Origin of the sequence: Shewanella scandinavica, from assembly GCF_031932065.1 — a bacterium.
GTDB lineage: Bacteria > Pseudomonadota > Gammaproteobacteria > Enterobacterales > Shewanellaceae > Shewanella > Shewanella baltica.
The window spans coordinates 1-25,492 of record NZ_JAUOES010000017.1 but is presented as its reverse complement, the minus strand read 5'-3'; the positions used below and the strand labels follow the sequence as shown (position 1 = coordinate 25,492).

Annotated in this window: 19 protein-coding genes and 3 tRNA genes; 15 read left to right on the top strand and 7 right to left on the bottom strand. The window is 45.8% G+C overall.

Translation table 11 applies throughout. The features are described from left to right. Positions 1–123: 123 nt before the first annotated feature. Genes Q4Q50_RS14720 through Q4Q50_RS14710 form a run of 3 tightly spaced genes read right to left on the bottom strand, consistent with a single transcriptional unit; the run spans position 124 to position 5,208 of the window. The gene (locus Q4Q50_RS14720; protein ID WP_311899945.1) at positions 124–2,043 is read right to left on the bottom strand and encodes an OmcA/MtrC family decaheme c-type cytochrome; all 1,920 of its coding nucleotides are present in this window, start codon (positions 2,041–2,043) and stop codon (positions 124–126) included. Positions 2,044–2,078: 35 nt separating this feature from the next. Then, positions 2,079–4,229: an MtrB/PioB family decaheme-associated outer membrane protein gene (locus Q4Q50_RS14715; RefSeq protein ID WP_311899944.1), complete on the bottom strand. Its 2,151-nt coding sequence runs from the start codon at positions 4,227–4,229 to the stop codon at positions 2,079–2,081. 13 nt (positions 4,230–4,242) lie between these two features. Beyond that, entirely contained in the window at positions 4,243–5,208 is a 966-nt protein-coding gene (locus Q4Q50_RS14710) for a DmsE family decaheme c-type cytochrome (RefSeq protein ID WP_311899942.1), read from the bottom strand. 435 nt (positions 5,209–5,643) lie between these two features. On the opposite strand from Q4Q50_RS14710, the gene Q4Q50_RS14705 reads away from it, so the two are divergent. From Q4Q50_RS14705 to glnS, 3 genes are all read left to right on the top strand, one after another. Then, positions 5,644–5,883, top strand: coding sequence for a FeoA family protein (locus Q4Q50_RS14705; RefSeq protein WP_012196862.1), 240 nt, complete (start codon positions 5,644–5,646; stop codon positions 5,881–5,883). After that, on the top strand, positions 5,876–8,170 hold the full coding sequence (gene feoB, locus Q4Q50_RS14700; protein WP_311891562.1) for a Fe(2+) transporter permease subunit FeoB: 2,295 nt from the start codon (positions 5,876–5,878) through the stop codon (positions 8,168–8,170). The genes Q4Q50_RS14705 and feoB overlap by 8 nt, the downstream gene beginning before the upstream one ends. 215 nt (positions 8,171–8,385) lie before the next feature. After that, positions 8,386–10,056 (top strand): glutamine--tRNA ligase, encoded by a 1,671-nt coding sequence (gene glnS, locus Q4Q50_RS14695; RefSeq protein ID WP_311899940.1) that lies wholly within the window; start codon positions 8,386–8,388, stop codon positions 10,054–10,056. 197 nt (positions 10,057–10,253) lie between these two features. Here glnS and Q4Q50_RS14690 read toward each other — a convergent pair whose 3' ends face one another. Then, positions 10,254–10,850 carry a Yip1 family protein gene (locus Q4Q50_RS14690; protein ID WP_311899938.1) on the bottom strand — a complete coding sequence of 199 codons (597 nt, stop codon included), beginning with the start codon at positions 10,848–10,850 and terminating at the stop codon, positions 10,254–10,256. A 283-nt stretch (positions 10,851–11,133) separates the two neighbouring features. Here Q4Q50_RS14690 and miaE point away from each other — a divergent pair, with 283 nt between their 5' ends. Continuing rightward, entirely contained in the window at positions 11,134–11,904 is a 771-nt protein-coding gene (miaE, locus tag Q4Q50_RS14685) for a tRNA isopentenyl-2-thiomethyl-A-37 hydroxylase MiaE (protein ID WP_311899936.1), read from the top strand. Positions 11,905–12,030: 126 nt separating this feature from the next. On the opposite strand, the gene Q4Q50_RS14680 is transcribed toward miaE, so the two are convergent. Together Q4Q50_RS14680 and Q4Q50_RS14675 are read right to left on the bottom strand one after the other, a co-directional pair. After that, positions 12,031–12,753 carry a UDP-2,3-diacylglucosamine diphosphatase gene (locus Q4Q50_RS14680; protein WP_311899934.1) on the bottom strand — a complete coding sequence of 241 codons (723 nt, stop codon included), beginning with the start codon at positions 12,751–12,753 and terminating at the stop codon, positions 12,031–12,033. Between the two features lie 9 nt (positions 12,754–12,762). After that, the gene (locus Q4Q50_RS14675; protein WP_311899932.1) at positions 12,763–13,257 is read right to left on the bottom strand and encodes a peptidylprolyl isomerase; all 495 of its coding nucleotides are present in this window, start codon (positions 13,255–13,257) and stop codon (positions 12,763–12,765) included. Between the two features lie 140 nt (positions 13,258–13,397). Here Q4Q50_RS14675 and cysS point away from each other — a divergent pair, with 140 nt between their 5' ends. Then, the gene (cysS, locus tag Q4Q50_RS14670) at positions 13,398–14,777 is read left to right on the top strand and encodes a cysteine--tRNA ligase (protein WP_311899931.1); all 1,380 of its coding nucleotides are present in this window, start codon (positions 13,398–13,400) and stop codon (positions 14,775–14,777) included. 137 nt (positions 14,778–14,914) lie between these two features. On the opposite strand, the gene folD is transcribed toward cysS, so the two are convergent. Continuing rightward, complete coding sequence (gene folD, locus Q4Q50_RS14665; RefSeq protein WP_311899929.1) at positions 14,915–15,769, bottom strand: bifunctional methylenetetrahydrofolate dehydrogenase/methenyltetrahydrofolate cyclohydrolase FolD; 855 nt, start codon at positions 15,767–15,769, stop codon at positions 14,915–14,917. 267 nt (positions 15,770–16,036) lie between these two features. On the opposite strand from folD, the gene Q4Q50_RS14660 reads away from it, so the two are divergent. The 10 genes from Q4Q50_RS14660 to Q4Q50_RS14615 all read left to right on the top strand — a co-directional run. Then, positions 16,037–16,113 (top strand) — tRNA-Pro (locus tag Q4Q50_RS14660). A gap of 117 nt (positions 16,114–16,230) precedes the next feature. Beyond that, positions 16,231–16,307: transfer RNA gene (locus Q4Q50_RS14655), tRNA-Arg, on the top strand. A 9-nt stretch (positions 16,308–16,316) separates the two neighbouring features. After that, positions 16,317–16,392: transfer RNA gene (locus Q4Q50_RS14650), tRNA-His, on the top strand. A gap of 262 nt (positions 16,393–16,654) precedes the next feature. Continuing rightward, positions 16,655–17,959 (top strand): trigger factor, encoded by a 1,305-nt coding sequence (gene tig / locus Q4Q50_RS14645; protein ID WP_311899927.1) that lies wholly within the window; start codon positions 16,655–16,657, stop codon positions 17,957–17,959. 89 nt (positions 17,960–18,048) lie between these two features. Then, positions 18,049–18,657: an ATP-dependent Clp endopeptidase proteolytic subunit ClpP gene (gene clpP / locus Q4Q50_RS14640; RefSeq protein ID WP_006081124.1), complete on the top strand. Its 609-nt coding sequence runs from the start codon at positions 18,049–18,051 to the stop codon at positions 18,655–18,657. A gap of 84 nt (positions 18,658–18,741) precedes the next feature. Continuing rightward, positions 18,742–20,022 carry an ATP-dependent protease ATP-binding subunit ClpX gene (gene clpX / locus Q4Q50_RS14635; protein ID WP_006081125.1) on the top strand — a complete coding sequence of 427 codons (1,281 nt, stop codon included), beginning with the start codon at positions 18,742–18,744 and terminating at the stop codon, positions 20,020–20,022. A gap of 132 nt (positions 20,023–20,154) precedes the next feature. After that, positions 20,155–22,512 (top strand): endopeptidase La, encoded by a 2,358-nt coding sequence (gene lon / locus Q4Q50_RS14630; RefSeq protein WP_071938997.1) that lies wholly within the window; start codon positions 20,155–20,157, stop codon positions 22,510–22,512. A gap of 244 nt (positions 22,513–22,756) precedes the next feature. Then, entirely contained in the window at positions 22,757–23,044 is a 288-nt protein-coding gene (gene hupB, locus Q4Q50_RS14625) for a nucleoid-associated protein HU-beta (RefSeq protein ID WP_255211589.1), read from the top strand. A 225-nt stretch (positions 23,045–23,269) separates the two neighbouring features. Then, entirely contained in the window at positions 23,270–25,135 is a 1,866-nt protein-coding gene (locus tag Q4Q50_RS14620) for a SurA N-terminal domain-containing protein (protein WP_311899924.1), read from the top strand. 134 nt (positions 25,136–25,269) lie between these two features. Further along, on the top strand, positions 25,270–25,492 hold a 223-nt coding region (locus Q4Q50_RS14615), incomplete at its 3' end, for a helix-turn-helix domain-containing protein (protein ID WP_371830301.1).

The window sequence follows — 25,492 nt, the reverse complement described above, 5'->3', positions numbered from 1 at the left end:
ATCAGTCACTTTAGGTGGGTAATGTGACTGAGATCTGACTATTTCTTTAGGAGTAGATGACTGCATAGTATGAGTTCCTTTTATATCTGCAGTTGCTGGCCTTTTTAGGCCAGCATCATAGGCTTAGTTTATGGGATGCACTTTTAACACGTCCGCGACTCCGCCTTGTCCATGACAGAAAGCACAGGTTTCAGTTCCTGCGGTTGCATCAGCTTTTGTGCCAGCAAAAACAGCACCTTGCTGAGTCATGTGGTTATGAGTGCTGGTATCTGAATGGCAGTTGCTACACACAGCGGCAATCGGGCTGGTAAAAGTGCCGTTATCGAGGGCAAGGGGTTGTACCGCTGAATTTAAAGGAAGGGTGACGGTAGATATTCCCGCAGAATCGTTAACATGGCATTGGGCACAGTTACCGATTTTCCCTGGGTAGTTTAGGTTTTCAAAACCCGCGAATTGGCTGGTGTGAATACCGTGGATCAGCTGCTTAAAGTCAAATGACGTGGTGGAAGGATTTGCCGCCGTCGTATCAGCCAGCATATTGGCGTTATGACATAGTTGACATTGACCACCGAGATCGTTGCGTGAGCCATGGATATTAAGCTTTTGATCGCCATGGCAATTACCGCAGCTTGCATTACTGACAACAGTGCGGCGACCCGTACTGCTTAATGCTGCCATATCAAAATAACTGTGGCTGGCTTTTATCACTAACACTTCCGCCAGTTCAGTCGTGCAATCAACGAGTACTTTGTCTTTGGCGCAGACTCGGCCTTGAATCGCGAGTCCGCCATTATCCGATTCAGTGCCTGCAGGCACAGTAAGACCCGAAATTGTATAGGTATAAATGCCATTTGAGCCTGACACGGGGGTGGATTCCGGCAGCTTGATTGAGCGGGCAGAGCGAGTGGCATAATCAAAACTGGTTCCCCAGTTAGCATATACCCTTAAATCATTGATGAATTTTAACTTATCGGCACTCTCGCTGTAGACGTAGCCTGTAGCTGGGTTCATCAATTTAACCGCGACTGTGACTGTACCATTGGCATCCATACTGGCGCTGGTGATGCTTGGGCTAAATTGTATCAGTGCCGCAGTTTTGTCTTCATCACTGTGAACGCTTGCGGTCCAGTCGGCATTATGGCACGCCACGCAGTTACTATTATCAACCTGCGCAGGGTGTCCTTCGCCTGCGGGAAAATTAATTTGTGTATGACAGGCGCCGCAGGCTTGCATGGTTGGGACTCTGTGCCAGTTTTGCTGCTCAGCTAACTCAGCCTTATCTACATGACAGGTTTGGCAATCACTGATGGGTTGCGGGAAACCAGTTAAATGTTTGCTGTGGATCATTTGCGGGAAAATATCCGCAGGGTTACTGACTTTTTTGCTGTTATGACAGGTGACGCAGGTTTCGATTTGATTATATTTACTGCCATGGAAAGCAAGATTGCTGTGGCAACTATTACAAGTTTCTATTGTGACTAAGTTGCGGGTGTAAGCGACATTATCCCCAGATGATTGCCAGTCATAATGTTGATTGGTAATAGGCAAGGGCGTGTTATCGGCAAGTTTATCGCCGCCGATTTTGACCACCATTCTTTGGGTCGCTTCTGGCATAAACGTCACCCCATTCATGCCATTAAACGGTGCGCTGAAGGTGTAGCTGTAGTGACCGTTTTTATGATCTGTGAGACTGCCTGGGCAAGTTGCCGCGCAGGTTTCAGCGGTAAAATGTTGCCATTCACTGCTATTTCCCGCGCCTGTATAACCTTGGGGAAGAAGCTGCGCTGCAATAAACGTTGCCGATGGGACACCAATTACGGCTTCATCATCTTGATTGCTCACTTGAAAATCCACTTGAGCAATGCCATCTGCCATCTCAACTTTATCGACCGTGACCTTTGGGCTAGTGATAGTTAACGCGGGCGGTTTTGCGGGTTCACCGGGATTACCATCTTGGCCGTTATCACCGCCACAGGCGCTTAATAGCGAGACTAAGGCCAGCATCAGACTGAATTTCGAGCTCATTTTTGCAAACTTGTTCATATTTCTATCCTTGGAATGCGCTGTCAGTGCCTAAGTTACATTTGGTAGCTTAAGGTCAAGCCTAAATAGTGAGCGTTGTAGTCGTGGCTCATATCCCCAAAGCTGAGTACGTTGGGAATCGTGTCCCAATTTGTGCCTTGGTTTTGCCAGTTAGCATCTTGATACTTTTCGAATAACCAATCGACGCGTAGCGACATACTGTCGGCAAACTTATATTTGGCGTAGGCATTAATATTGTGTTTGCGGGCATAAAAATCGCCATAGGGACTGGTGATGCCGTAGACGATCTCGGTATCACTCTGTCCATCGGAATAGCTGTAGTCCAAGCCAATGTTGAGGTGATTATCGAACAGGTTTTGATAACTAAAACCTGCCCCAATTAAAGTCGATTTTTCCTCGGCAGTGCTGTACCAATCGGGCGTTGAAAAGTGGTTGCTGCCTGCTTGATCTGAATCGCGCCAATCTTGGTTAACAAAGGCACTGAAATGAAGATCGTCACTCAGCGCATATTGGGCCGATACGTCATAACCTAGGTAGGACACTTGAGTAAGACCCACTTGGGTGTGGTGATAATCGTCATCGACACTGTGCAAGCTGGCGCCCAGCGAGAGGCCGATATCAGTTTGATAATCAGTGTGTAAGGTGACTTTTTGCCTTTTTCTGTCGGCGAGGTAGGATTTACGCAGCCAAGGGTTGCTTTGGCTTTGAGTGGTAGTGACTGGATCGTATTCACTGCCATCGCGCTCTAGTGCTTCTCCTTTTAACCATGCTGACCAAGCAGGGGAATAGCGATAGCTCAGTTTGGCAAACACGCCGGACTCATCGACGGATTGGCGGTCGAGTTCAGTGTAATCGTTTTCGTTACGGCTGTAGCCTGCTTCGGCATAGGCGGCTGAAGTAAAACGGTATTTGCCTTTAAGTTCAAGTTTTTTGGTTCGCTTATCATAAAGGCTATTTTGAGCAGAGCCTTGGTTAATACTGTCGGTGATGATTTGTGGGAAGTCTAATTTGGCCGTTTTGTTATCTCTGTCTTGATAGTTGTAGCTTGCCTGTACACTTAAATCTTGGGTGATCCGGCCCGAATATTTAAGGATCATTTCAATAATATCCACTTGGCCATCTAAGGTATCCGCAGGCAGGACAGGTGACGGGCCATTGATGGTGGCTGGAATAAAAGTGTCATCTTGGGTCATACGGCTAAAGCCTGCGTGCATTAGCACATTCTGACCATTCGCTCCCCCAGAGGCTTCTGCGGCAACGCGATAGGCTTTACTGTCGGGGTCGACTGCATTTTGACCTAAGTATGCCGCGCCAAAGGTGGGCGTGTAGGCGGATTGCCATTGCATGGCTTGGTGATCATTTTTATATTGGCTGACTTGGCTATTGATGCCAGCCTGCCAGCCCGTGCCATTAAAATAGACTCTGGCATCGATTTCATCGGTACTGTCATCAATAGGTTGGGCGAGCATAACGCTATTGGTGAGTATATTGGCGCTGGTCTTTTTGGCGCCGCTGCGGTCTTCATGTTGATAGTTTAATGATGCTTTGTAGTGACTGGTATTGTCGCTTTCGGGTGATATTTTTCCGGCATAGTAACCACCGATCATAAAGCGATCACGTTGAATACTTAAATCTTGGCCAACAAGGCTGCTCTGTAGCATAGGCATAGATTGTGTTGTGCCACCTGTTATCCAGTTATCGGGCAACAACATCTTATCTTGCGATGAGGTATAAGGGCTTTTGAGTTGATTATGGTTATAGTTAGCTAAGCCTCTATAACCTAAGTTGATTTGATAGTTCCCTGGCCTTCCTGTTGTGAGCTTGGCTGAGCCCGCATCAAAACCTAACTTATCCGCGACCAACTGAGTTTGATAACCTGACTGTGTTTTGTACAGCATATCCGCACCGACGGCGGCAACGAACCCATCGTTATCTGTCCCAGTGCGGTTACCGAAACGGCGGTCCTCGCCATCGTTGTATGCGAGGGTGGCTCTGACATCACCACTATGCCCTGTCTTAGGTTGGCATAGTTTGCAGCTCCATGCCTCTGTCTTAATGCCACTTCGATTCGCCTGTTGTAGCTCATAACCTTCGGCATGTGCTTGAGTCAAAACACCGCTTATCGCCCATGCGAGTAAAGTGAGGGATAAACAAGCACTAGGGTGAGACAATTTAGCTGTTCGCATGATCATTCCCTTGTTATCTCTGTAGCAATTTGCCAGAAGGATGGTTAGAACCATGCACTTGCCCGTGGCAATTCATACAGGAGTTACCTGAAGTGAAGGCATTGGCTTGATTGCCAAAGTAGGCATTGCTGCTATGACCATCCGAGGCGTGGCATTGTTGACACAACTGCGGCGGCTTACTGATCAGCATGGCGTCGTTCACGCTGCCATGGGGGTTGTGGCAATTAGCACAGTTGTCGGTGACGGGGGCATGTTCCCACAGTTTAGGGCCGCGTTTTTCGGCGTGGCAGCTATAGCAATTTTCGTTGACGCTCATTTGCTTCAAGCTTGAATCGTTCAAACTGCCGTGGGGATTATGGCAGTCACTACACACCATCTGTTGCCACTGTAATGGATGGGCTGAGCGTTTGTGCATATCAGCTTTTTGTTGGGTATGGCACTGGGTACAAATGGCGACTTCATTGGCTTTATCGCTGATAGGATCTTTGGCGGTATGAACTTGATGGCAACTTGCGCAGGCAACATCGGCGTTATCGTGGTGATTGCCTTTCCACGCGATACGTTGGCTGTCATTGTGGCAGCTCATACAAACACTGTTTTGCTTTTGCGCGGGAACAGGAGAGTTTTCGCCAAAGGTGATCATTGGCTCTTTGCCACCTTTGTTATGATTCCCTAACGGACCGTGGCAGGCCTCACACTGCAAATCGGCCATGGGCGAATCTTTCATATTGGGGTTGCCATGAACCCCATCAAATATCGCCATGACCACGGCACTTTTTTTGTGACACATCAGGCAAGTGTCAGCCCCTTTGGCGGAATACTTACCTTCGGCGAATTTTTTGTCTAATGTCGCGACAACGTCCTCTGGTTTTTTGTCATCCCAAGGCGTCGCCGCGGCCGAAATACTGACGATTGATAACAAAATACATAGCATAGCCTTAGCTATGCTTTTGAACTTTAGCCTTATTTCCATGTTCATCTTTTCCCGAGTGCATTTATATTTGTTATTTTGACGCTTTCGACATTACTAATTTAGCTTATTAAGCTTGGTTAATATTAGAACAAATGTGTGACAGGTGCTTAACATTCCTTGGTCTTTTCACTGTAAAGAGGGATGATTTTACTGGTGATATAGAGGAAGAGTGACCTTGATCACGTTTGCTTCGGTAGGGGATTTGTTCACAGCTTTTTGACTTCTGTCGATCGTATAACCGTCTTGGGCACTTGGGCGTGAATTTTTATTTTCAGTTGGCCGTTTATTCATTGGTATTTTTGTCACATAATACCCAACACAATTGAAAACTATTATCGTTACCAGTCAAAAATCTTGATCTAGGTAAAGTTATTAGGGTCATAGCTCAGTTACAATGGGCGCAGTTTTTCGAGCTGAACCTGTTGCAAGGTGGAATACGTAATGAAGTTAAGCGAACTCAGTCCCGGTGATCGCGGTATTATTTCTGAAGTGGGGCGTTTAGTGTTACCACAAACCGTGAAGCGTAAGTTGTTGTCCATGGGGATCACGCCAAATACGCGTTTTTCATTGATCCGATACGCACCTATGGGTTCTGGTCTCGAACTGGATATTCGTGGTAGTAAACTTTGTATGCGCAGAGATTTGGCAGACATCATTGAGGTGGAAAAGGCGAATGACTAAGCAGTTTCATTGCGTCACAGTCGGTAACCCGAATGCGGGTAAATCGACGCTCTTTAACGCGCTAACCGGCGCGAATCAACAAGTCGGTAACTGGTCTGGTGTGACGGTCGAGAAAAAGACTGGTCATTTCACCTTAAACGGTGCCGATGTCTATCTGACCGATTTACCGGGTATTTACGATCTTCTGCCTGCGGGCAATAGTTGCGATTGTTCACTCGATGAGCAAATTGCGCAGCAATATCTCGCCGAGCAACGTGTCGACGGCATTATCAATTTAGTCGATGCCACTAACATCGAACGTCATTTATATCTCACCGCCCAATTGCGTGAACTCGCGATCCCTATGGTGGTGGTGCTGAATAAAATTGATTCTGCAGTTAAACGCGGTATCAAAGTCGATTTAAAGAAAATGAGCAAAGAGCTGGGCTGCCCCGTGATTGGTGTGTGCTCACGCGATCCTGCCGATGTAGAAAAAGTGCAAGCGCAGGTACTCGATTTACTGCAAGGCCGAGTCTCTGAAGCACCATTAGTACTGCATTACGATGAACAAATTGAAGCTGGCGTGCAGTTGCTTTGTAGCAAAGACACGCAATTAAGCCGTGGCCGCGCCTTGGCTATGCTTGGCAATGGTTCAGGTTGTGGCAGTTGCCAAAATGCTGAGTTGCAGGATGAAGTGAATACCTGTACCCAGATTATCTCTTCGCAGGGCCATGATATTGAAGTGATGGTGGCTACCACGCGCTTTAATTTCGTTGAGAAAGTGTTTCAAGGTTCAGTGAAAGAGTCGGGATTCCTCACTCTTAGTGATAAATTAGATAAACTTGTATTGCATCCCGTGCTTGGCATTCCTGTGTTCTTGTTCGTGATGTATTTGATGTTTATGTTCAGCATCAATATTGGCAGCGCTTTTATCGATTTCTTCGATGTGTTTGCGGGTGCGTTGTTTGTCGACCACTTTGGCGCATTCTTGACGAACATGGGCTCTCCGGCTTGGTTGGTCACTATTCTCGCTGGTGGTGTTGGCCAAGGTATTCAAACCGTGACCACGTTTATTCCGGTGATCGCTGCTTTATTCCTCGGTTTGTCAGTCCTTGAAAGCTCTGGCTACATGGCCCGCGCTGCATTTGTAGTTGATGGGTTAATGCGCCGTATCGGTCTGCCCGGTAAAGCTTTCGTGCCTATGATTGTCGGCTTTGGTTGTTCTGTGCCAGCGATTATGGCGACGCGGACCTTAGGCAGTGAACGTGAGCGTATTGTCACGGGTATGATGGCGCCATTTATGTCCTGCGGTGCACGTCTGCCAGTATATGCGTTATTTGCCGCGGCTTTCTTCCCCGATTCTGGACAGAATTTAGTATTTTTGCTTTATGTAATTGGTATCTTTGCCGCTATCGGTACGGGTTTATTACTCAGAAGCACGCTGTTACCGGGTACCAGCAGCGCTGTGGTGATGGAACTGCCAAGCTATGAAATGCCAAAACTCAAAGCCGTAATGGTCCGTACAGGTAAACGCACTAAGAGCTTTATTTTAGGTGCGGGTAAAACCATTGTGCTGGTGGTGACGTTACTAAACTTTATCAATGCCATTGGTGTTGATGGCACTTTCGGCCATGAAGACAGCCAAGCATCTTTGCTGAGTGTCGCGAGCCAAAAAATCACGCCTATCTTCTCGCCTATGGGCATAGAGCAGGATAACTGGCCAGCAACGGTCGGAATTATCACAGGTATTTTTGCTAAAGAAGCGGTTGTTGGTACCTTAAACAGTTTGTACAGCACTGCTGCGCCCGCTGATGAAGAGCTGACACCCTTGAGTGAAAGCTTTAATGCGGCTCTGGCGACGATTCCTGCAAACTTGTTTGGAATTGATCTGGAAGATCCGCTGAAGTTGTCGGTTGGTGATTTGACTAATAAAGAAGCGATAGCGGAAGAGCAAGGCGTCGCGACATCGACCTTCGGTGCTCTGCAAGCTGGTTTCAGTGGTAAAATTGCGGCGTTCTCTTACTTGCTGTTTATCTTGCTGTATACCCCTTGTGTTGCGGCGATGGGCGCTTTAGTGCATGAGTTTGGTTCCCGTTGGGCGACATTTGCGGCAACGTGGACTTTCTCACTGGCCTATGGTTCAGCGACGGTGGTCTATCAAGCGGCAACCTTTACGCAGCATCCTGTGCAATCGAGTCTGTGGATTGGCTTCTTCCTGTTTGCGTTAGTGGCCTTTTATCAGTGGCTGAAACGTAAGGGCAGAAGAACCCAGCAGATCATTCCGGGGATCCGCATCATTACCGAGTAAGATTTACTGAGTCAACATGACTGAGTAATAAATGTCAGCTTAGTTAGGTCAAAGATAAAAGCAGCTTTCATGGCTGCTTTTATTGTTTTACTATCGCGGCTATAACCCAGCCGGTCAAAAACCATAGTTTTTAGCACTAGGCATTGTAACTAGTAGTGATCTGTAGGATCATGCTGGTTTTCTTAAAATTGCCATTGTTCGCAAAGAGGAATTCCATGAGTCATGTGGACACTGAAGTACGTCCGAGTAACTTTATTCGTAATATCATAGATGAAGATTTACAAAGCGGTAAGCACACGAGTGTACAGACTCGTTTCCCGCCGGAACCGAATGGCTATCTTCATATTGGTCATGCTAAATCTATCTGCTTAAATTTTGGGATAGCGCGAGACTATAATGGTCTGTGTAATTTACGTTTTGACGATACTAATCCTGAAAAAGAAGACATTGATTATGTTAATTCTATTCAGGCGGATGTGCGTTGGCTTGGATTCCAGTGGGATGGCGATGTACGCTATTCATCAAACTATTTTGATCAGTTACATCAATATGCAGTTGAACTGATCAACAAAGGTTTGGCTTATGTGTGTTTCTTGAATGCTGATGAAACTCGCGAATACCGTGGCACGTTAAAAGAGCCAGGTAAAAACAGTCCTTTCCGCGACACATCAGTCGAAGAGAACCTCGCCTTATTCGCTAAGATGCGCGACGGTGGTTTTAAAGAAGGTGAGTGTGCGCTGCGTGCAAAAATTGATATGGCGTCGCCATTCATGTGTATGCGCGATCCTATCATCTACCGTATTCGTTTTGCCCATCACCACCAAACGGGTGACAAGTGGTGCATTTACCCAATGTACGACTTTACCCACTGTATTTCTGATGCGTTAGAACATATTACCCACTCTTTATGTACTTTAGAGTTCCAAGACAACCGTCGTTTATACGACTGGGTGTTGGATAATTTGAATGATTTTCAAGCGCCGAATCGTACTCGTCAATACGAGTTTTCACGCTTAAATCTTGAATATACCTTAATGTCTAAGCGTAAGCTAAACGACCTTGTGACTCGCAAATTAGTGTCAGGTTGGGACGACCCACGTATGCCAACGATTGCTGGTCTACGTCGCCGTGGTTACACGCCTGCGTCAATTCGCGAGTTTTGCCAACGTATCGGCGTGACTAAGCAAGAGAATATGATTGAAGTTGGCATGTTAGATGCGTGTATTCGTGAAGAACTGAACGAACATGCACCGCGTGCGATGGCCGTATTACGTCCATTGAAAGTGATCATTGAAAACTATGCTGAAAGTGAACTTGAGTACATTCAAGCGGCCGCTCATCCAAATGATGAGAGAATGGGGACGCGTGAATTAGCCTTTGGCCGTGAAATATTGATTGATGTGGCTGACTTTAGAGAAGAAGCCAACAAACAATACAAACGTTTGGTAGCAGGTAAGGAAGTGCGTTTACGTAATGCCTATGTGATTAAAGCTGAGCGTTGTGACAAAGACAGCGAAGGCAATATCACGACGGTTTACTGCACTTATGATCCTGAAACCTTAGGTAAAAATCCTGCTGATGGCCGTAAAGTTAAAGGTGTGATCCATTGGGTTGAGGCATCTACTGCTAAACCAGCTGAATTCCGTCTCTATCAGCGTTTATTTACCGATCCTAATCCTGCTGCGGCAGAGACTGTGGACGAAGTATTAAACCCTGAATCCTTAGTGGTAGTGCACGGTTTTGCTGAAGCAAGCCTAGTGAATGCGCCAGCAGAAAAAGCTTATCAGTTTGAGCGTGAAGGTTATTTCTGTGCTGACAGCAAAGATTCGTCAGCGGATAATTTAGTGTTTAACTTAACTGTAGCGCTGCGTGATTCTTTCGAATGATTTAATAGAATTAGCTTGATTGAATTGGTTTGATGAAATGAGTCAAACAGTTCAACTCAACGAAGCTAACTTGAATTAAGCTAAGTTGTTCTGATCATTAATCAGACCCAAAAAAGAAGGCCTTTAGGCCTTCTTTTTTATTTTATGAATCAGCGATAAAGCTATTGGCTGGTGTGAGTTACAGTTAATTTGAGTTGTTATTGATACATAGGACCAAAGCCTAGGCTCCATAAGATAACGCTGGTTGCCATTAGCCCCACTAACAGCACTAAACCTGCGGTCACCATAGAACTGGCGTAGATAAAGCCTTTCTCTTCAGGGATATTCATAATGATCGGCACACCCGCGTACAGTAAGTACACTGAGTAAGCCAAACCAATCAATCCCACTATCATGATAAACCACAGCACTGGATACAACGCAGCTAAACCGACCATGAACAATGGCGTAGCGGTATAGGACGCGAGTTCTAACGCTTGGATGTAGGTTGGGTTTGCATCGAAGGTTTTTGCCATCCAATAGGCCAAATAGGCGAGGGCAAATACGCCCGCAATCAGACCTAAATACATGCCAGCTGACATAAACATGGCGCTTTGAGGTGTGAGGTAAATCGGATCGCCAGCGCCTGGGTTCCAGCCAATATAAGCCGTAGCAATATAACTGCAAATTGCAGGGATTAAGGCGATCAGTACCACATGACTTAAGCTACTTTTTAGTGCCTCATGGTTTTTTTCAATTGTGTGCCACTCTTGTTTAGGATGAGTGTATAGCCCCATTAAGTGATTCAATATCATTATAATTATCCTTGTTCAGCATTGATGAATGGCTCGCCAAACGTCAGACGAGCTGATAACAGCTCCACAATCGAGGTTAAAATGGTGTCCTGTCCCTTTAACTGCCGATTGGTGACACATACAGAAGTGAGAAGCTGTGTGATCAGGATCTCAGTTCTTTAGAGTGTAGGTTATTTATTGAACAAAAAGTTCTGCGCGTCAAGTTTACTGAAGCCTAATGCTATAGCTTATGAGTAAATATGCGTAAAATAGCGCGATATTCAGAATGATATTGAGTGAGTCCATGCAGCAACTTCTTGCCCCCATCCACGCGTTTCTTCGCTGTGAAACACCGCAAACTTGGATTGATGTCGCGATAAAATCAGATTCCTTGGATGAGTTGCTGATCGATCATTGTAACTGTGAGTTAAAAGCGGCCCAGACGGCGATATTTTTGCTACGAAAATATGCGTTAGATAAAGACAGTGGTCGAGCTCTGTTGGCGTGGGCGAAACCCTATGAAGAGTTTATCTATTCGCAAGACCACGATGTGGTAAGTTTTCTCGCGCGCGATGTGAAAAAGAATGAGCTGGTGGCCGAACTTATGCCTAAGCCAAACTTTAAGTTTGCCGCTAATTTGGTTTCACCTTTAATCCGCTTGATTAAAGAAGAGTTTCATCATTTTGAACAAGTATTGGAATTGATGCACAAACGCGGTATCGAATACCGTAATATTCGCGCAGGCCGATATGCCAAGGGCATGATGAGTTATGTGACCACCCATGAGAAAGATATCCTGCGGGATAAGTTGATTGTGGGGGCGTATATTGAGGCGCGTTCGTGCGAGCGTTTTGCTAAGTTGGCGCCCTATTTAGACGGTGAGCTGGGTAAGTTTTATGTGTCACTGCTGCGCTCTGAAGCCCGCCACTATCAAGATTATCTTGCGTTAGCTCAGTTAGTTTCACCTGAAGATATTCGCGAGCGTGTAACGTATTTTGGCGAGTTAGAGGCTGAGTTGATTCTGGCGCAGGATGAAGAGTTTCGTTTCCACAGTGGATCGCCGCTAGCAAATTGATTTGAAGCACCTTCTTTTTTAAAATTGATGAATTAAGTCGATATAGCTAAAACGATTAACGGTTCGCTCGAACCGTTAATATGAAGCCTCTTTAAGCTGAAACAAGGCTAATAAAAGCAAGCTAATTTAAGTTGTTTGCTCGAAGGGTAAGGACTGCAAATTAATCCCTTCGGCGCTCACGCTCAGAACACTGCCTTGCTCATACCAGTCACCAACCACAATACGTTGACAGCCATTGGCAAGTTGATGAATGGCGGGTCTGTGGGTATGACCGTGGATCATATTTTTGGTGTGGGTCTTGGCAAATAACGCATCGACCGCATTGGGCTCTACATCCATGATGGTATAGCTTTTTTGTTGATTGCTACTTTTGCTATTGCTGCGAATTTTATCGGCAATACCCTGACGGTTTTTCTTGGATAAACAACCATAAAGCCATCGCGCCAGCGATAAACTGCGGAGTTTTCGAAAGCGTTGGTAGGCTTTATCTAAAGTGCACAAGCTGTCGCCGTGTAAGATAACCGTGTATTCGCCGTATAAATTCAGGCACGTCACTTCGGGTAAGATTTGCATTCCTGCGGCGCGCGCATACTGCTTGCCTAACATAAAGTCACGGTTGCCGTGGATGAAATACACCGGCAGCTTTTGCGATACTTGCTTGAGTTTTTCGGCGAGTTCGAGGGCAAAAGGCAAGGCAATATCATCGCCAACCCAGACTTCAAACAAATCACCTAGGATATAAAGGGCGTCGGCATCATCGAGTTCAGTGTCGAGGAAACGAGTGAACGCTTGGGTGATATCAAGACGATCTGCACTTAGGTGCAGATCGCCTATAAATAAAGTTCGCATTCGCAGGGATTATGCCGCAACGCTGACTTTTTCGATCACTACAGCTTCTAATGGTACATCTTGATGCATACCACGGTTACCTGTACTAACTGCTTTGATTTTTTCGATAATATCCATGCCTTCAACAACTTCGCCGAATACGCAGTAGCCCCAGCCCTGTGAGGTTTCTGATTTAAAATCGAGGAAAGTGTTGTCGTTCACGTTAATGAAGAACTGCGCAGTGGCTGAATGAGGATCAGAAGTACGCGCCATAGCGACAGTACCAGTACGGTTTGATAAACCGTTATTGGCTTCGTTCTTTACTGGATCGTTACAACGTTTTTGGCTCATGTCTTCGTTGAAGCCACCACCTTGGATCATGAAACCGTCAATCACACGGTGGAAGATAGTGCCATCGAAGAAACCTTCGTCAACATATTTCATGAAGTTTGCTACTGTTAACGGCGCTTTTTCAGCGTTCAGTTGCAGTTTAATGTCGCCCAAATTGGTGTGTAATGTGATCATGTTTTCATACTCTCTGTAAATAGTGGCGCGATTCTAACTTATCTCGGATTGCGCGCAAAGTGCAGTATTCAAAACCTGTCAGGCCGTGATAGACTGACTCCTTGATTTTACACCTGAATGTATCATTGAAGAGAATATCGATGTTGAAGATTTACAACAGTATTACCCGCCAAAAACAGGAATTTAAGCCGATTACTCCCGGAAAAATCGGGATGTACGTGTGTGGTGTGACCATATACGATCTCTGTCATATTGGTCATGGCCGTACTTTTGTTTCCTTTGACATGATAGTGCGCTACCTGCGTTACGCGGGTTATGAAGTGAATTTTCAGCGCAATATTACCGACGTTGATGACAAAATTATCAAGCGTGCTAACGAGAATAACGAAAGCTGCGAGGCCTTAACCGAGCGTCTGATCGGTGAAATGCATCAAGACTTCGATGCCTTGAATATGTTGCGTCCCGACTTTGAACCGCGCGCAACCCTGCATATTGCCGAAATCATCGACATGGTTGAGTTATTACTCGCCCGTGGCCATGCCTATGTGGCGAGCGATGGTGATGTGCTTTTCAGCGTGGCTTCCTACCCTGATTACGGCCGTTTATCAGGCCAGAATTTAGATCAACTGCAAGCAGGTGCTCGGGTAGAAGTGGACGAAACAAAACAAAATCCAATGGATTTTGTTTTGTGGAAAATGTCTAAACCTGGCGAACCGACGTGGGAATCACCATGGGGACCGGGTCGTCCTGGCTGGCATATCGAATGTTCTGCCATGAACAGCAAGCATTTAGGTCTGCATTTTGATATTCATGGCGGCGGCTCTGACTTACAGTTCCCGCACCATGAGAACGAAATCGCCCAGTCTTGCTGTGCCCATGACACGCCATACGTGAACTATTGGATGCACACTGGCATGGTGATGGTTGACCGTGAAAAAATGTCTAAGTCGTTAGGCAATTTCTTCACTATTCGTGATGTACTTGGTCACTATGATGCTGAAACTGTGCGTTATTTCCTGTTATCTGGCCATTACCGTAGCCAACTGAACTATTCAGAAGATAACTTGAAACAAGCTCGCTCAGCTTTAGAGCGTTTATATACCGCCATTAAAGATGTCGACTTGACTGTCGCTGCGGCGCCAGCAGAAGAGTTTGTCGCGAAATTTAAAGCGGCGATGGATGATGACTTTAATACACCTGAAGCCTATTCAGTCCTGTTTGACATGGTACGTGAGATCAATCGCTTAAAACTGACCGATATGGCACAGGCATCGGCATTAGCAGTCTCCTTGAAGCAATTAGCGGATGTGTTAGGCCTATTAAGCCAAGAGCCTGAAGCTTTCTTCCAAGGCGGCGGTAGTGATGATGAAGTGGCTGAAATCGAAGCTTTAATCGTTGAACGTAACCGTGCTCGTACTGAAAAGGACTGGGCTGCTGCGGATGTGGCGCGTAACCGTTTGAATGAGTTAGGCGTTGAGCTCGAAGATGGCCCAAGTGGCACCACTTGGCGCAAGAAATAAGCTTAGTTAGTTATTTTCTCTCATCTAGATGAAATCTTCAGCCATAAAAAAACCTGCATTATGCAGGTTTTTTTATGCTTGCTAGAAGCTAGAAGCTAGAAGCTAGAAGCTAGAAGCTAGAAGCTAGAAGCTAGAAGCTAGTCGTGATATTGCTCGGCAGCGTATAAGGTGTTTTCTAATAGACTCGCAATCGTCATCGGCCCAACACCGCCGGGGACTGGAGTGATAAAGCTGGCATTTAGCGCCGCAACGTCATATTGCACATCGCCGACTAAGGTGCCGTTATCTAAACGGTTAATGCCTACGTCAATGACGATAGCGCCAGGCTTGATCCACTCACCAGGAATGAAGCCGGGTTTACCGACTGCGACAACCACGAGATCTGCGATACGAATTTTTTGCTCAAGATTCTTAGTGAAACGGTGGCAAGTGGTCGTAGTGCAACCCGCCAACAGTAATTCTAACGTCATAGGACGACCTACAATATTAGACGCACCAACCACGACAGCATCTAAACCATAAGTATCAACGCCGGTGGATTTGATGAGTGTCATTATGCCCATCGGCGTGCAAGAGCGCAGCACCGGAATACGCTGCGCTAAGCGGCCAACGTTATACGGGTGAAATCCATCGACATCTTTATCTGGGCGAATACGTTCGATGACTTTTGAATCTTCGATATGGGCGGGTAGTGGCAGTTGCACTAAAATGCCATCGATGGTCGGATCATCATTCAGACTATCAATAAGGCTCAGCAACTCATCTTCACTGCAACTTGTTTCTAAATCGTATGAACGAGAAATAAATCCAACTTCTTCACAGGCCTTACGTTTGCTTCCAACATAAACCTGTGATGCCGGATCGGCTCCCACTAATACTACGGCTAAACCCGGAATGCGCTGTCCAGCCTCTTTGCGGGCGGTGACTTTTTCGCTGAGCTTAGTGCGGATGGATTGAGCAATCGCCTTGCCGTCGATTATTTGGGCTGTCATGGGTGTAGGATATCCTTTATATGGGCGATGGTTAAAACAGTAGTTAACACAGAGATTGGCAATCGCGGCTATTTTAACAGGGCACAGCTACTGTGTCATGGTTAAAGCCGTCGCCAAATGGATAAAAAAACCGGATTAGCCTGATAATTCAGCACCTAGAGTCAATCAATAAAAAAATCGTTGACGGTTGTAAAGTGAGGGGATAAGATGCGCTCCGTTCTCAGGCAGATGTGTTCATCTAGCACTGAAAATGTTATGTAAGACCTTCGGTGATTAGCGCAGCCCGGTAGCGCATCTGGTTTGGGACCAGAGGGTCAGAGGTTCGAATCCTCTATCACCGACCACTTTATTATTGTTTGCTTCAATGAATTTGAAGATAATTTGAACTCAAATAAGCGAATGGTAGGGTTAGCTAAGTGCTTTCCAAAATCGGTTAGGATACAGAAAGTTCTGTAAACCATGCGCCCGTAGCTCAGTTGGATAGAGCACCCGCCTTCTAAGCGGGTGGTCGCAGGTTCGAATCCTGCCGGGCGTACCAGTTTCAGTGGTGATTGTAGCTCAGTTGGTAGAGTCCCGGATTGTGATTCCGGTTGTCGTGGGTTCGAGCCCCATCAGTCACCCCATTTATTAGTACTTTGAGTACAAATTAAAAAAAGCGACCTTGTGTCGCTTTTTTTATACCCCAGATTCGGCTGTTGAGGCTCGACTCTGCAGAAAACGGTGGCTATAATGTCGCGTCTTGATAGATATCAACTATGAGCGACCTGTGCCTAAAGCCAGTAGTGGTGGGCATTGTAGTCAAATTTAATGATCAAGAAACGAATACCTGAATAGTTGATGAATCGGCTATTACAAAGGACGTTAGACAAATTTCGAGGTAAAACAATGCAAGTTTCTGTTGAAGCAACCCAAGGCCTAGAGCGTCGCCTGACCATTTCTGTTCCTGCTGAACAAATTGAAAAGCTGGTTAAAGACAGTTTACAACGTGAAGCTAAGCGTGCTCGTATCCCAGGTTTCCGTCCTGGTAAAGTGCCTATTACTGTGATTAACAAACGTTACGGCGCAGCGATTCGTCAAGACATCATGGGTGAAGTGATGCAACGTAACTTCATCGAAGCAATTATTGCTGAGAAGTTAAACCCAGCCGGTGCACCGACGTTTGTTCCTGGTTCTACTGATGGCGAAAAGTTCGAATTTATCGCTACCTTTGAAATCTATCCAGAAGTTGAGCTGAAAGGCTTAGATGCAATCGAAGTCGAACAACCAAAAGCTGAAGTGACTGACGCTGACGTTGACACTATGATTGAAACCCTACGTAAACAACACGCGACTTTCGCTGCTGTTGAACGTGAAGCTGCCGATGGCGACAAAGTGAAAATGAACTTTGTTGGCTCAGTTGATGGTGAAGAATTTGAAGGCGGCAAAGCTGACGATTTCGAACTGCAATTAGGCAGCGGCCGTATGATCCCTGGTTTTGAAGCGGGTATTTTAGGTCACAAAGCGGGTGAAGAATTTGTTATCGACGTGAACTTCCCAGAAGAATATCACGCTGAAAACCTGAAAGGTAAAGCCGCTAAGTTCGCGATTACGCTGACTGAAGTTCAAGCAGCTAACCTGCCAGAAGTAAACAATGAGTTTGCTGCTCTGTTCGGTATCAGCGAAGGTGGCTTAGAAGCCCTTAAAGCTGAAATCCGTAAAAACATGAACCGTGAACTTGAGCAAGCGTTAAAAGCTAACGTGAAAGAGCAAGTGATCAACGGTCTGTTAGCGAACAACGACATCACTTTGCCAAAAGCACTGATCGATGGCGAAGTTAACGTATTGCGTCAACAAGCAATGCAACGTTTTGGCAATCAAACGGCAAACATGCCTGAACTGCCAGCGGAATTGTTCACTGAACAAGCTGCACGTCGCGTTAAAATCGGTCTGTTATTAGGCGAAGTCATCAAGACTAACGAACTGAAAGCAGAAGACGAACGCGTACAAGGCTTGATCGCTTCTATGGCTTCTGCCTACGAAGATCCAAGTGAAGTTGTTGCTTATTACAACAGCAACAAAGAGCTGATGCAAAACATGCGCAACGTTGCTTTAGAAGAGCAAGCAGTTGAAGCACTGTTGAAATCTGCCAAAGTGACCGAAAAAGAAGTCGCTTTTGAAGAATTTATGAACAAGGCTACTGGTCGCGCATAAGCTAAGCTTGACTTGATTAGCTGTTCGCCATTTATAATGGCTCGTATGAGGCTCCTCATGCGAGCCATTTTTATTTAGGGAAGTGAATAATGCATAATGCGTCAGACATACAAAGTGCTTTAGTGCCTATGGTGATCGAACAGACTGCTAAGGGTGAACGCTCATACGATATTTATTCTCGTTTGTTGAAAGAGCGGATTATCTTTTTGGTAGGTCAAGTTGAAGAACACATGGCAAACCTTATCGTGGCGCAACTATTATTCTTAGAATCAGAAAGCCCAGATAAAGATATCTTTTTATACATTAACTCTCCAGGTGGCTCAGTCACCGCAGGCATGGCGATTTATGATACCATGCAGTTTATCAAACCGAATGTTAGCACTGTCTGTATCGGCCAAGCGGCCAGCATGGGCGCTTTCTTATTAGCCGGTGGTGAGAAGGGCAAACGTCACTGTTTACCAAACTCTCGCGTGATGATCCATCAACCACTGGGTGGTTTCCAAGGTCAAGCTTCTGACATCGCTATCCATGCCAAAGAAATCTTAGGCATTAAGAATAAGCTTAACCAAATGTTAGCCGAGCACACTGGCCAACCGCTCGAAGTGGTTGAACGCGATACCGATCGTGACAACTTCATGAGCGCGACTCAAGCCGTCGAATATGGCTTAGTTGACTCTGTGATGACGAAACGCGGCTGATTTTTGCTTTTGACTGAGCTATGCTCTGTAAAGGTTAAGCAAATTTAAGACAGGCAGTAGAGCAGACTGCAAATGAGGTAATTAATGGGCGACAACAAAAATAATGGTGACAGCGGTAAATTGCTGTACTGCTCTTTTTGCGGAAAGAGCCAGCATGAAGTCAGAAAACTCATTGCTGGCCCATCAGTGTATGTATGCGACGAATGTGTTGAGTTATGTAACGACATCATTCGCGAAGAGATTAAAGAAATCTCTCCAAAGCGCGATAGCGATAAGTTACCGACACCACATGAGTTGCGTGCACATTTAGACGATTATGTGATTGGCCAAGACAGAGCAAAGAAAGTGCTGTCTGTGGCAGTGTATAACCACTATAAGCGTTTGAAAAATGCATCGCCTAAAGATGGTATCGAGCTGGGTAAGAGTAACATTTTACTTATCGGTCCAACGGGTAGCGGTAAGACGCTATTGGCTGAAACCCTTGCGCGCTCACTCAATGTACCTTTCACTATGGCCGATGCCACGACACTGACTGAAGCGGGTTATGTGGGTGAAGACGTTGAAAACATCATTCAAAAGTTGCTGCAAAAGTGCGACTACGATGTAGAGAAAGCGCAGCGTGGTATCGTTTATATCGATGAAATCGATAAAATTAGCCGTAAGTCAGACAATCCATCGATCACCCGTGACGTATCGGGTGAGGGCGTGCAGCAAGCGCTGCTTAAGCTGATTGAAGGTACTGTTGCCGCGGTTCCACCACAAGGTGGCCGTAAGCATCCACAGCAAGAATTCTTACAAGTCGATACTTCTAAGATCCTGTTTATCTGTGGCGGTGCGTTTGCAGGGCTTGAGAAAGTGATTGAGCAACGTGCACACGTTGGTTCGGGTATCGGTTTCGGTGCTCAGGTAAAAGGCGAAAAAGAGAAGGCGACGATTTCTGAAACCTTAACTCAAGTTGAACCTGGCGATTTGGTCAAATATGGCTTAATTCCTGAGTTTATCGGCCGTTTGCCTGTGGTTGCGACTCTGACTGAGCTGGATGAAGAAGCCCTAGTGCAAATTTTATCTCAACCTAAAAATGCCCTGACTAAACAGTACAGCGCGTTATTTGAGATGGAAGGCGTTGAGCTTGAGTTCCGCGAAGATGCACTTAAAGCGATAGCACACAAGGCGATGTCACGTAAGACAGGTGCACGTGGTTTACGCTCAATCGTTGAAAGTATTCTACTGGATACTATGTACGATATTCCTTCAGTCGATGGTGTAGTGAAGGCCGTTGTCGATGAATCAGTCGTGAAAGGTGAATCTGCACCTATCCTGATTTATGAGCACAATGAAGCCCAAGCAGCCTCTGGCGAGCAATAATTGTACTGATTGCTAATAAACTGAAAAACAAGGAGTCCAATGGACTCCTTTTTTCGTATTAGCCATTGAAACTCAATAAAGCGTCCCAATATACTCCAGTATTAATCCATTTCACCAAAACGGAATCGAACTATGACCCAAGAGCGTGAAGCGCATATCGAACTCCCCGTGCTGCCACTGCGAGATGTGGTGGTCTATCCCCATATGGTAATTCCGTTATTTGTCGGACGAGAAAAATCTATTCGATGTCTCGAAACCGCAATGGCGCAGGATAAGCAAATTATTTTAGTGGCGCAGCGTGATGCCGAACTCGATGAACCATCAAAAGATGACATCTTCGAAGTTGGTACGGTTGCCTCTATTTTACAGTTACTTAAGCTGCCAGACGGCACAGTCAAAGTGCTGGTTGAAGGCGGTCGTCGCGCCCGTATTACCCGTTACACCCAAGAAACAGAATTCTTTGTGGCTAAGGCTGAGTATCTGGAATCAGAACCGCTGGAAGACAAAGAAGAAGAAGTGTTAGTGCGCAGTGCTATTGGTCAGTTTGAAGGTTATATCAAGCTGAACAAAAAGATCCCGCCAGAAGTTTTGACCTCTTTATCGGGTATCGATGAAGCGGCGCGTCTGGCAGATACTATGGCTGCACACATGCCACTTAAGCTTGAAGATAAGCAATCTGTGCTTGAGATGATCAATGTTGGCGAGCGTCTGGAATATTTAATGGCGATGATGGAATCGGAGATCGACCTATTGCAGGTTGAGAAACGTATCCGTACCCGCGTTAAAAAACAGATGGAAAAAAGTCAGCGTGAGTACTATCTGAACGAACAGATGAAAGCCATCCAGAAAGAACTGGGTGACTTAGACGAAGGCCATGACGAGTTTGAAGCCTTAAATCGTAAGATTGAAGAGGCCAATATGCCCGCCGAGGCGAAAGAAAAAGCCCTGGCTGAGCTTAACAAGCTACGTATGATGTCGCCAATGTCGGCAGAAGCCACAGTTGTTCGCAGCTATGTGGATTGGATGACGTCAGTGCCTTGGAGCCAACGCTCTAAAATCAAACGTGATTTAGCGAAAGCCCAAGAAGTGCTCGATACCGATCATTTTGGTCTGGAAAAAGTTAAAGAACGTATCTTGGAATATTTGGCAGTCCAAAGCCGAGTGCGTCAGCTTAAAGGACCAATCCTGTGTCTCGTTGGACCTCCAGGTGTGGGTAAAACTTCCTTGGGTCAATCGATCGCTAAGGCGACCGGTCGTAAGTATGTGCGTGTTGCTTTAGGCGGCGTGCGTGATGAAGCGGAAATCCGTGGTCATCGCCGTACTTATATTGGTTCTATGCCAGGTAAAGTCATTCAAAAAATGGCTAAGGTGGGCGTGAAAAACCCATTATTCTTGCTCGATGAAATCGACAAGATGAGTTCAGATATGCGCGGCGATCCAGCTTCTGCTTTATTAGAAGTGTTAGATCCTGAGCAAAATGCGACCTTTAACGATCATTACCTCGAAGTTGATTACGACTTATCCGATGTGATGTTTGTTGCTACGTCTAACTCTATGGACATTCCTGGGCCACTACTGGACCGTATGGAAGTGATCCGTTTGTCGGGTTACACCGAAGACGAGAAGCTGAATATTGCTAAGCAACATTTGCTGAATAAGCAAATTGAGCGCAACGGCTTAAAAGCGGCTGAAATTAAAGTAGAGGATAGCGCTATCGTTGGCATTATCCGCTATTACACCCGTGAAGCGGGCGTGCGTTCGCTTGAGCGTGAATTGTCTAAGATTTGCCGTAAAGTCGTGAAAATGATTTTGCTCGATAAATCAGTAAAATCTGTCACTGTGAATCAAGAGAATCTTAAGTCATTCCTTGGCGTGCAGCGCTTCGATTACGGCAAAGCCGAGTCGAAGAACCAAATCGGTCAAGTGACAGGCTTAGCGTGGACACAAGTAGGCGGTGATCTGCTAACGATTGAAGCAACGTCAGTGCCTGGTAAAGGTAAATTAACTTATACCGGTTCCCTTGGCGACGTGATGCAAGAGTCGATTCAAGCGGCTATGACCGTTGTTCGCGCCCGTGCGGAACAATTAGGCATCAATGCGGATTTCTACGAGAAGCGTGATATCCATGTGCATGTGCCAGAAGGTGCAACGCCAAAAGATGGTCCATCGGCCGGTGCGGCTATGTGTACCGCTTTAGTATCCAGCTTAACGGGTAACCCAGTGCGTAGCGACGTGGCCATGACAGGTGAAATAACCTTACGTGGTGAAGTGTTACCTATCGGTGGTTTAAAAGAAAAACTGCTGGCAGCACACCGCGGCGGCATAAAATTGGTGCTTATTCCAAAAGAAAACGAGCGTGATCTGGAAGAAATTCCTGCCAATGTGATTGCCGATTTAGAAATTCGTCCCGTGCGTTGGGTCGATGAAGTGTTAAAACTGGCCCTAGAAAGACCGGTTGAAGGCTTCGAAGTGGTTAAAAACTTGGCATAACGCAAGAAATTGCGCTATCACGTTAAAAAAAATGAAAAAAGGGGCTTAACAAAGCGTAGACCTGTGGTAGCCTAGGTCTGTGGAGAGCCAGCTGCTCCAAGCCCTTGGCGCAACTGGCTTTGAGCTGTATCCAGTTTTATTTCTTTGGTTTTCGAACTCAGCTTGAACTTTGAATTCAAGCTTGTTATAAAAGCCTCCGCAGACCGCTCTAGAGACGGATTTGGTTGCGGCGCAAAAAAATTACATTCAAGGGGATGACATGAACAAATCTGAACTAATCGAGAAAATCGCATCTGGTGCTGACATTTCTAAAGCCGCTGCCGGCCGTGCACTGGATTCTTTTATCGCTGCTGTGACCGAAGGTCTGAAAGAAGGTGATAAAATTTCTCTTGTTGGTTTTGGTACTTTTGAAGTGCGTGAACGCGCTGAGCGTACTGGTCGCAACCCACAAACGGGTGAAGAAATCAAAATCGCAGCAGCTAAAATTCCAGCATTCAAAGCTGGTAAAGCACTGAAAGACGCTGTTAATTAATCATTAATATCGTAGCCTTTGTAAGGCATTCGTAATGACAAGCACTGTTTATCAGTGCTTTTTACGAATTGAAAGTAATGGAATATGAAGCTTAATTTCTACCATTACTCGGGGTTTTAGAATTTACCAGTGGTAGCGTCTGAATATTCCCCATAAATTACAGAAAGGCGCATCTCAAACTGATGCGCCTTTTTATTTTGTTAATCGCAACAAGCGAGAAATCTGATGTTAGAAAAGATCCGCGATGGTTCGCAAGGCGTGATTGCTAAAGGCATTCTCGTACTTGTGATTTTATCTTTTGCATTTGCAGGAGTCAGCAGTTACTTAGGTTCTACAACTGATGTGCCAGCAGCAGAAGTGAACGGTGACATAATCACTAAAGCCGAGCTTGAGCAGGCTTACCAAAGCGAGCGCTCTCGTATGGAGCAACAGCTAGGTGAGATGTTTGCTGCGTTATCTGCTGACGAAAAATATCTACAAAGTATTAAGCAGAGCGTATTAGAGCGCTTAGTGGCTGACAAACTGATTGATCAAGCGGCTAAGGCTATGGGGTTGCGTGTATCTGACGAACAGATCATTGCAGCCGTGAAAACTGAACCTGCATTCCAAACCGATGGCAAATTTGATAACGATCGTTATCAAGCGATTCTACGTCAGTTAGGTTATCAACCACAGGCGTTCAGAGACATGATGCGTGTCGATATGACCCGTCGTCAGTTAACGGCAGCGCTAGTTGGTACTGAATTTGTGTTAGCTGGCGAAGCTAAGCAGTTAGCTGAGTTACAAGGCCAAACTCGCGATGTGCGTTATTTAGTCGTTGATTCTGCGCCATTCTTAGCGACAGCGGTTGTGACTGACGAGCAAGTGAAAAACTATTATGACGCAAACCAAGGGCAGTTTATGAGCCCTGAAATGGTGAGCTTAGAATATGTTGAGCTGAATGCGGCTGATTTTGCTAAAAATAACCCAGTTTCAGACGAAGAAGCGCAAGCTTATTACGAAGAACATAAAGCGCAATACGTGTCTAATGAGAAGCGTCTTGCCACACACATTCTGGTTATGCCAGGTAGCGATGAAGCGGCTGCAAAAGCCAAGGCTGAAGATTTAGCTAAGCAATTAGACAGCGGTGCCGATTTTGCTGATCTGGCTAAAGCGAACTCTGACGATACCTTGAGTGCAGAGCAGGGCGGTAAACTGGATTGGTTTGAACCAGGTGTGATGGACCCCGCTTTCGATGCTGCATTATTTGCATTGAACAAAGGCCAACATTCTGCGGTGGTTAAAACTGACTTTGGTTTCCACATTATCAAGCTATTAGATGTGCAACCAGGTGTGACTGTACCCTTTGCCGATGTGAAAGCTAAGATAGTAGCGCAGTTGCAAGATAAGAAAGCGGTTGATCAATTCTACAGCTTACAAAGCAAATTAGCTGATACTAGCTATGAAGTGCCAGATACACTATCTGAAACTGCTAAAGCTGTGGGCGTCGACATTAAGACGACTCCACTGTTCTCTCGCGATAACGTTCCTGCTGCGCTGAACAAGCCTGACTTAGTCAAAGCCGCGTTCTCTGAAACTGTTATGCTAAAAGGGTTAAACAGTGAAGTGATTGAGCTTGAACCTAACCACGTGGTGGTGGTTCGTGTGAAGGAACATCACGATGCGGGCACTTTGGCCTTAGCGGAAGTGAAAGCCAATATCACAGAACGTTTGAAGCAAGATCAAGCAAACGAAGCTGCCCGTGCGAAAGCACAAGAGCTGATGGCACAAGTTAAAGCCGGTGCAACGGATCTTGGTTTAGTGGCTAAAGCGAAACTAGGCCGCGGCGCGCAAGATGTTGATGCTGCGATTGTAGGCAAAGCATTCCAAATGCCAACACCAAGCACTTCTCCAGTTGTCGATACCGTTGGTTTAGCAAATGGTTATGCCGTGGTTGCGCTAGATAAAGTCAACGCAGCAGAAGGTGTGAGTGATGAGCTGATTAATGCGCTTAAACAACGCCTGAACGCACAATACAGCGAAGCAGACTACCGTGGCTTGATAGATTCACTTAAAGCCAATGCCAAGGTGCTTTACCCTGTAGAAGAATAATTTAAGTGAAGATAGCGCGTTGAACTGGCTATCCGACTTGTAAACTTCGATTAAAAAGGCCAAGTGATTTCACTTGGCCTTTTTGTTTTTCAATGTCCCGTCCTGAAATATGTTGACATAAAGAGGACTTCTTTATGACAACATCAATTAACTCAAGCCGTAAGCGCACACAACGAGATTACACCTTAGCCTTTAAATTAGGCGTTGTAGAGCGTGTTGAAAAAGGCGAAATGACGTACAAACAAGCCCAAGCCCGTTTTGGTATTCAAGGCCGTTCAACGGTACTCGTTTGGCTTAGAAAACATGGTAGACTCGATTGGTCGAAACCTTTTCAACATCCCCTTATGCCTAAGTCAA

Coding starts and splice junctions, on each gene's coding strand:
- Q4Q50_RS14720 (WP_311899945.1), bottom strand. CDS start 2,043: ATGAACAAGTTTGCAAAAATGAGCTCGAAATTCAGTCTGATGCTGGCC.
- Q4Q50_RS14715 (WP_311899944.1), bottom strand. CDS start 4,229: ATGCGAACAGCTAAATTGTCTCACCCTAGTGCTTGTTTATCCCTCACT.
- Q4Q50_RS14710 (WP_311899942.1), bottom strand. CDS start 5,208: ATGAACATGGAAATAAGGCTAAAGTTCAAAAGCATAGCTAAGGCTATG.
- Q4Q50_RS14705 (WP_012196862.1), top strand. CDS start 5,644: ATGAAGTTAAGCGAACTCAGTCCCGGTGATCGCGGTATTATTTCTGAA.
- feoB (WP_311891562.1), top strand. CDS start 5,876: ATGACTAAGCAGTTTCATTGCGTCACAGTCGGTAACCCGAATGCGGGT.
- glnS (WP_311899940.1), top strand. CDS start 8,386: ATGAGTCATGTGGACACTGAAGTACGTCCGAGTAACTTTATTCGTAAT.
- Q4Q50_RS14690 (WP_311899938.1), bottom strand. CDS start 10,850: ATGATATTGAATCACTTAATGGGGCTATACACTCATCCTAAACAAGAG.
- miaE (WP_311899936.1), top strand. CDS start 11,134: ATGCAGCAACTTCTTGCCCCCATCCACGCGTTTCTTCGCTGTGAAACA.
- Q4Q50_RS14680 (WP_311899934.1), bottom strand. CDS start 12,753: ATGCGAACTTTATTTATAGGCGATCTGCACCTAAGTGCAGATCGTCTT.
- Q4Q50_RS14675 (WP_311899932.1), bottom strand. CDS start 13,257: ATGATCACATTACACACCAATTTGGGCGACATTAAACTGCAACTGAAC.
- cysS (WP_311899931.1), top strand. CDS start 13,398: ATGTTGAAGATTTACAACAGTATTACCCGCCAAAAACAGGAATTTAAG.
- folD (WP_311899929.1), bottom strand. CDS start 15,769: ATGACAGCCCAAATAATCGACGGCAAGGCGATTGCTCAATCCATCCGC.
- tig (WP_311899927.1), top strand. CDS start 16,655: ATGCAAGTTTCTGTTGAAGCAACCCAAGGCCTAGAGCGTCGCCTGACC.
- clpP (WP_006081124.1), top strand. CDS start 18,049: ATGCATAATGCGTCAGACATACAAAGTGCTTTAGTGCCTATGGTGATC.
- clpX (WP_006081125.1), top strand. CDS start 18,742: ATGGGCGACAACAAAAATAATGGTGACAGCGGTAAATTGCTGTACTGC.
- lon (WP_071938997.1), top strand. CDS start 20,155: ATGACCCAAGAGCGTGAAGCGCATATCGAACTCCCCGTGCTGCCACTG.
- Q4Q50_RS14620 (WP_311899924.1), top strand. CDS start 23,270: ATGTTAGAAAAGATCCGCGATGGTTCGCAAGGCGTGATTGCTAAAGGC.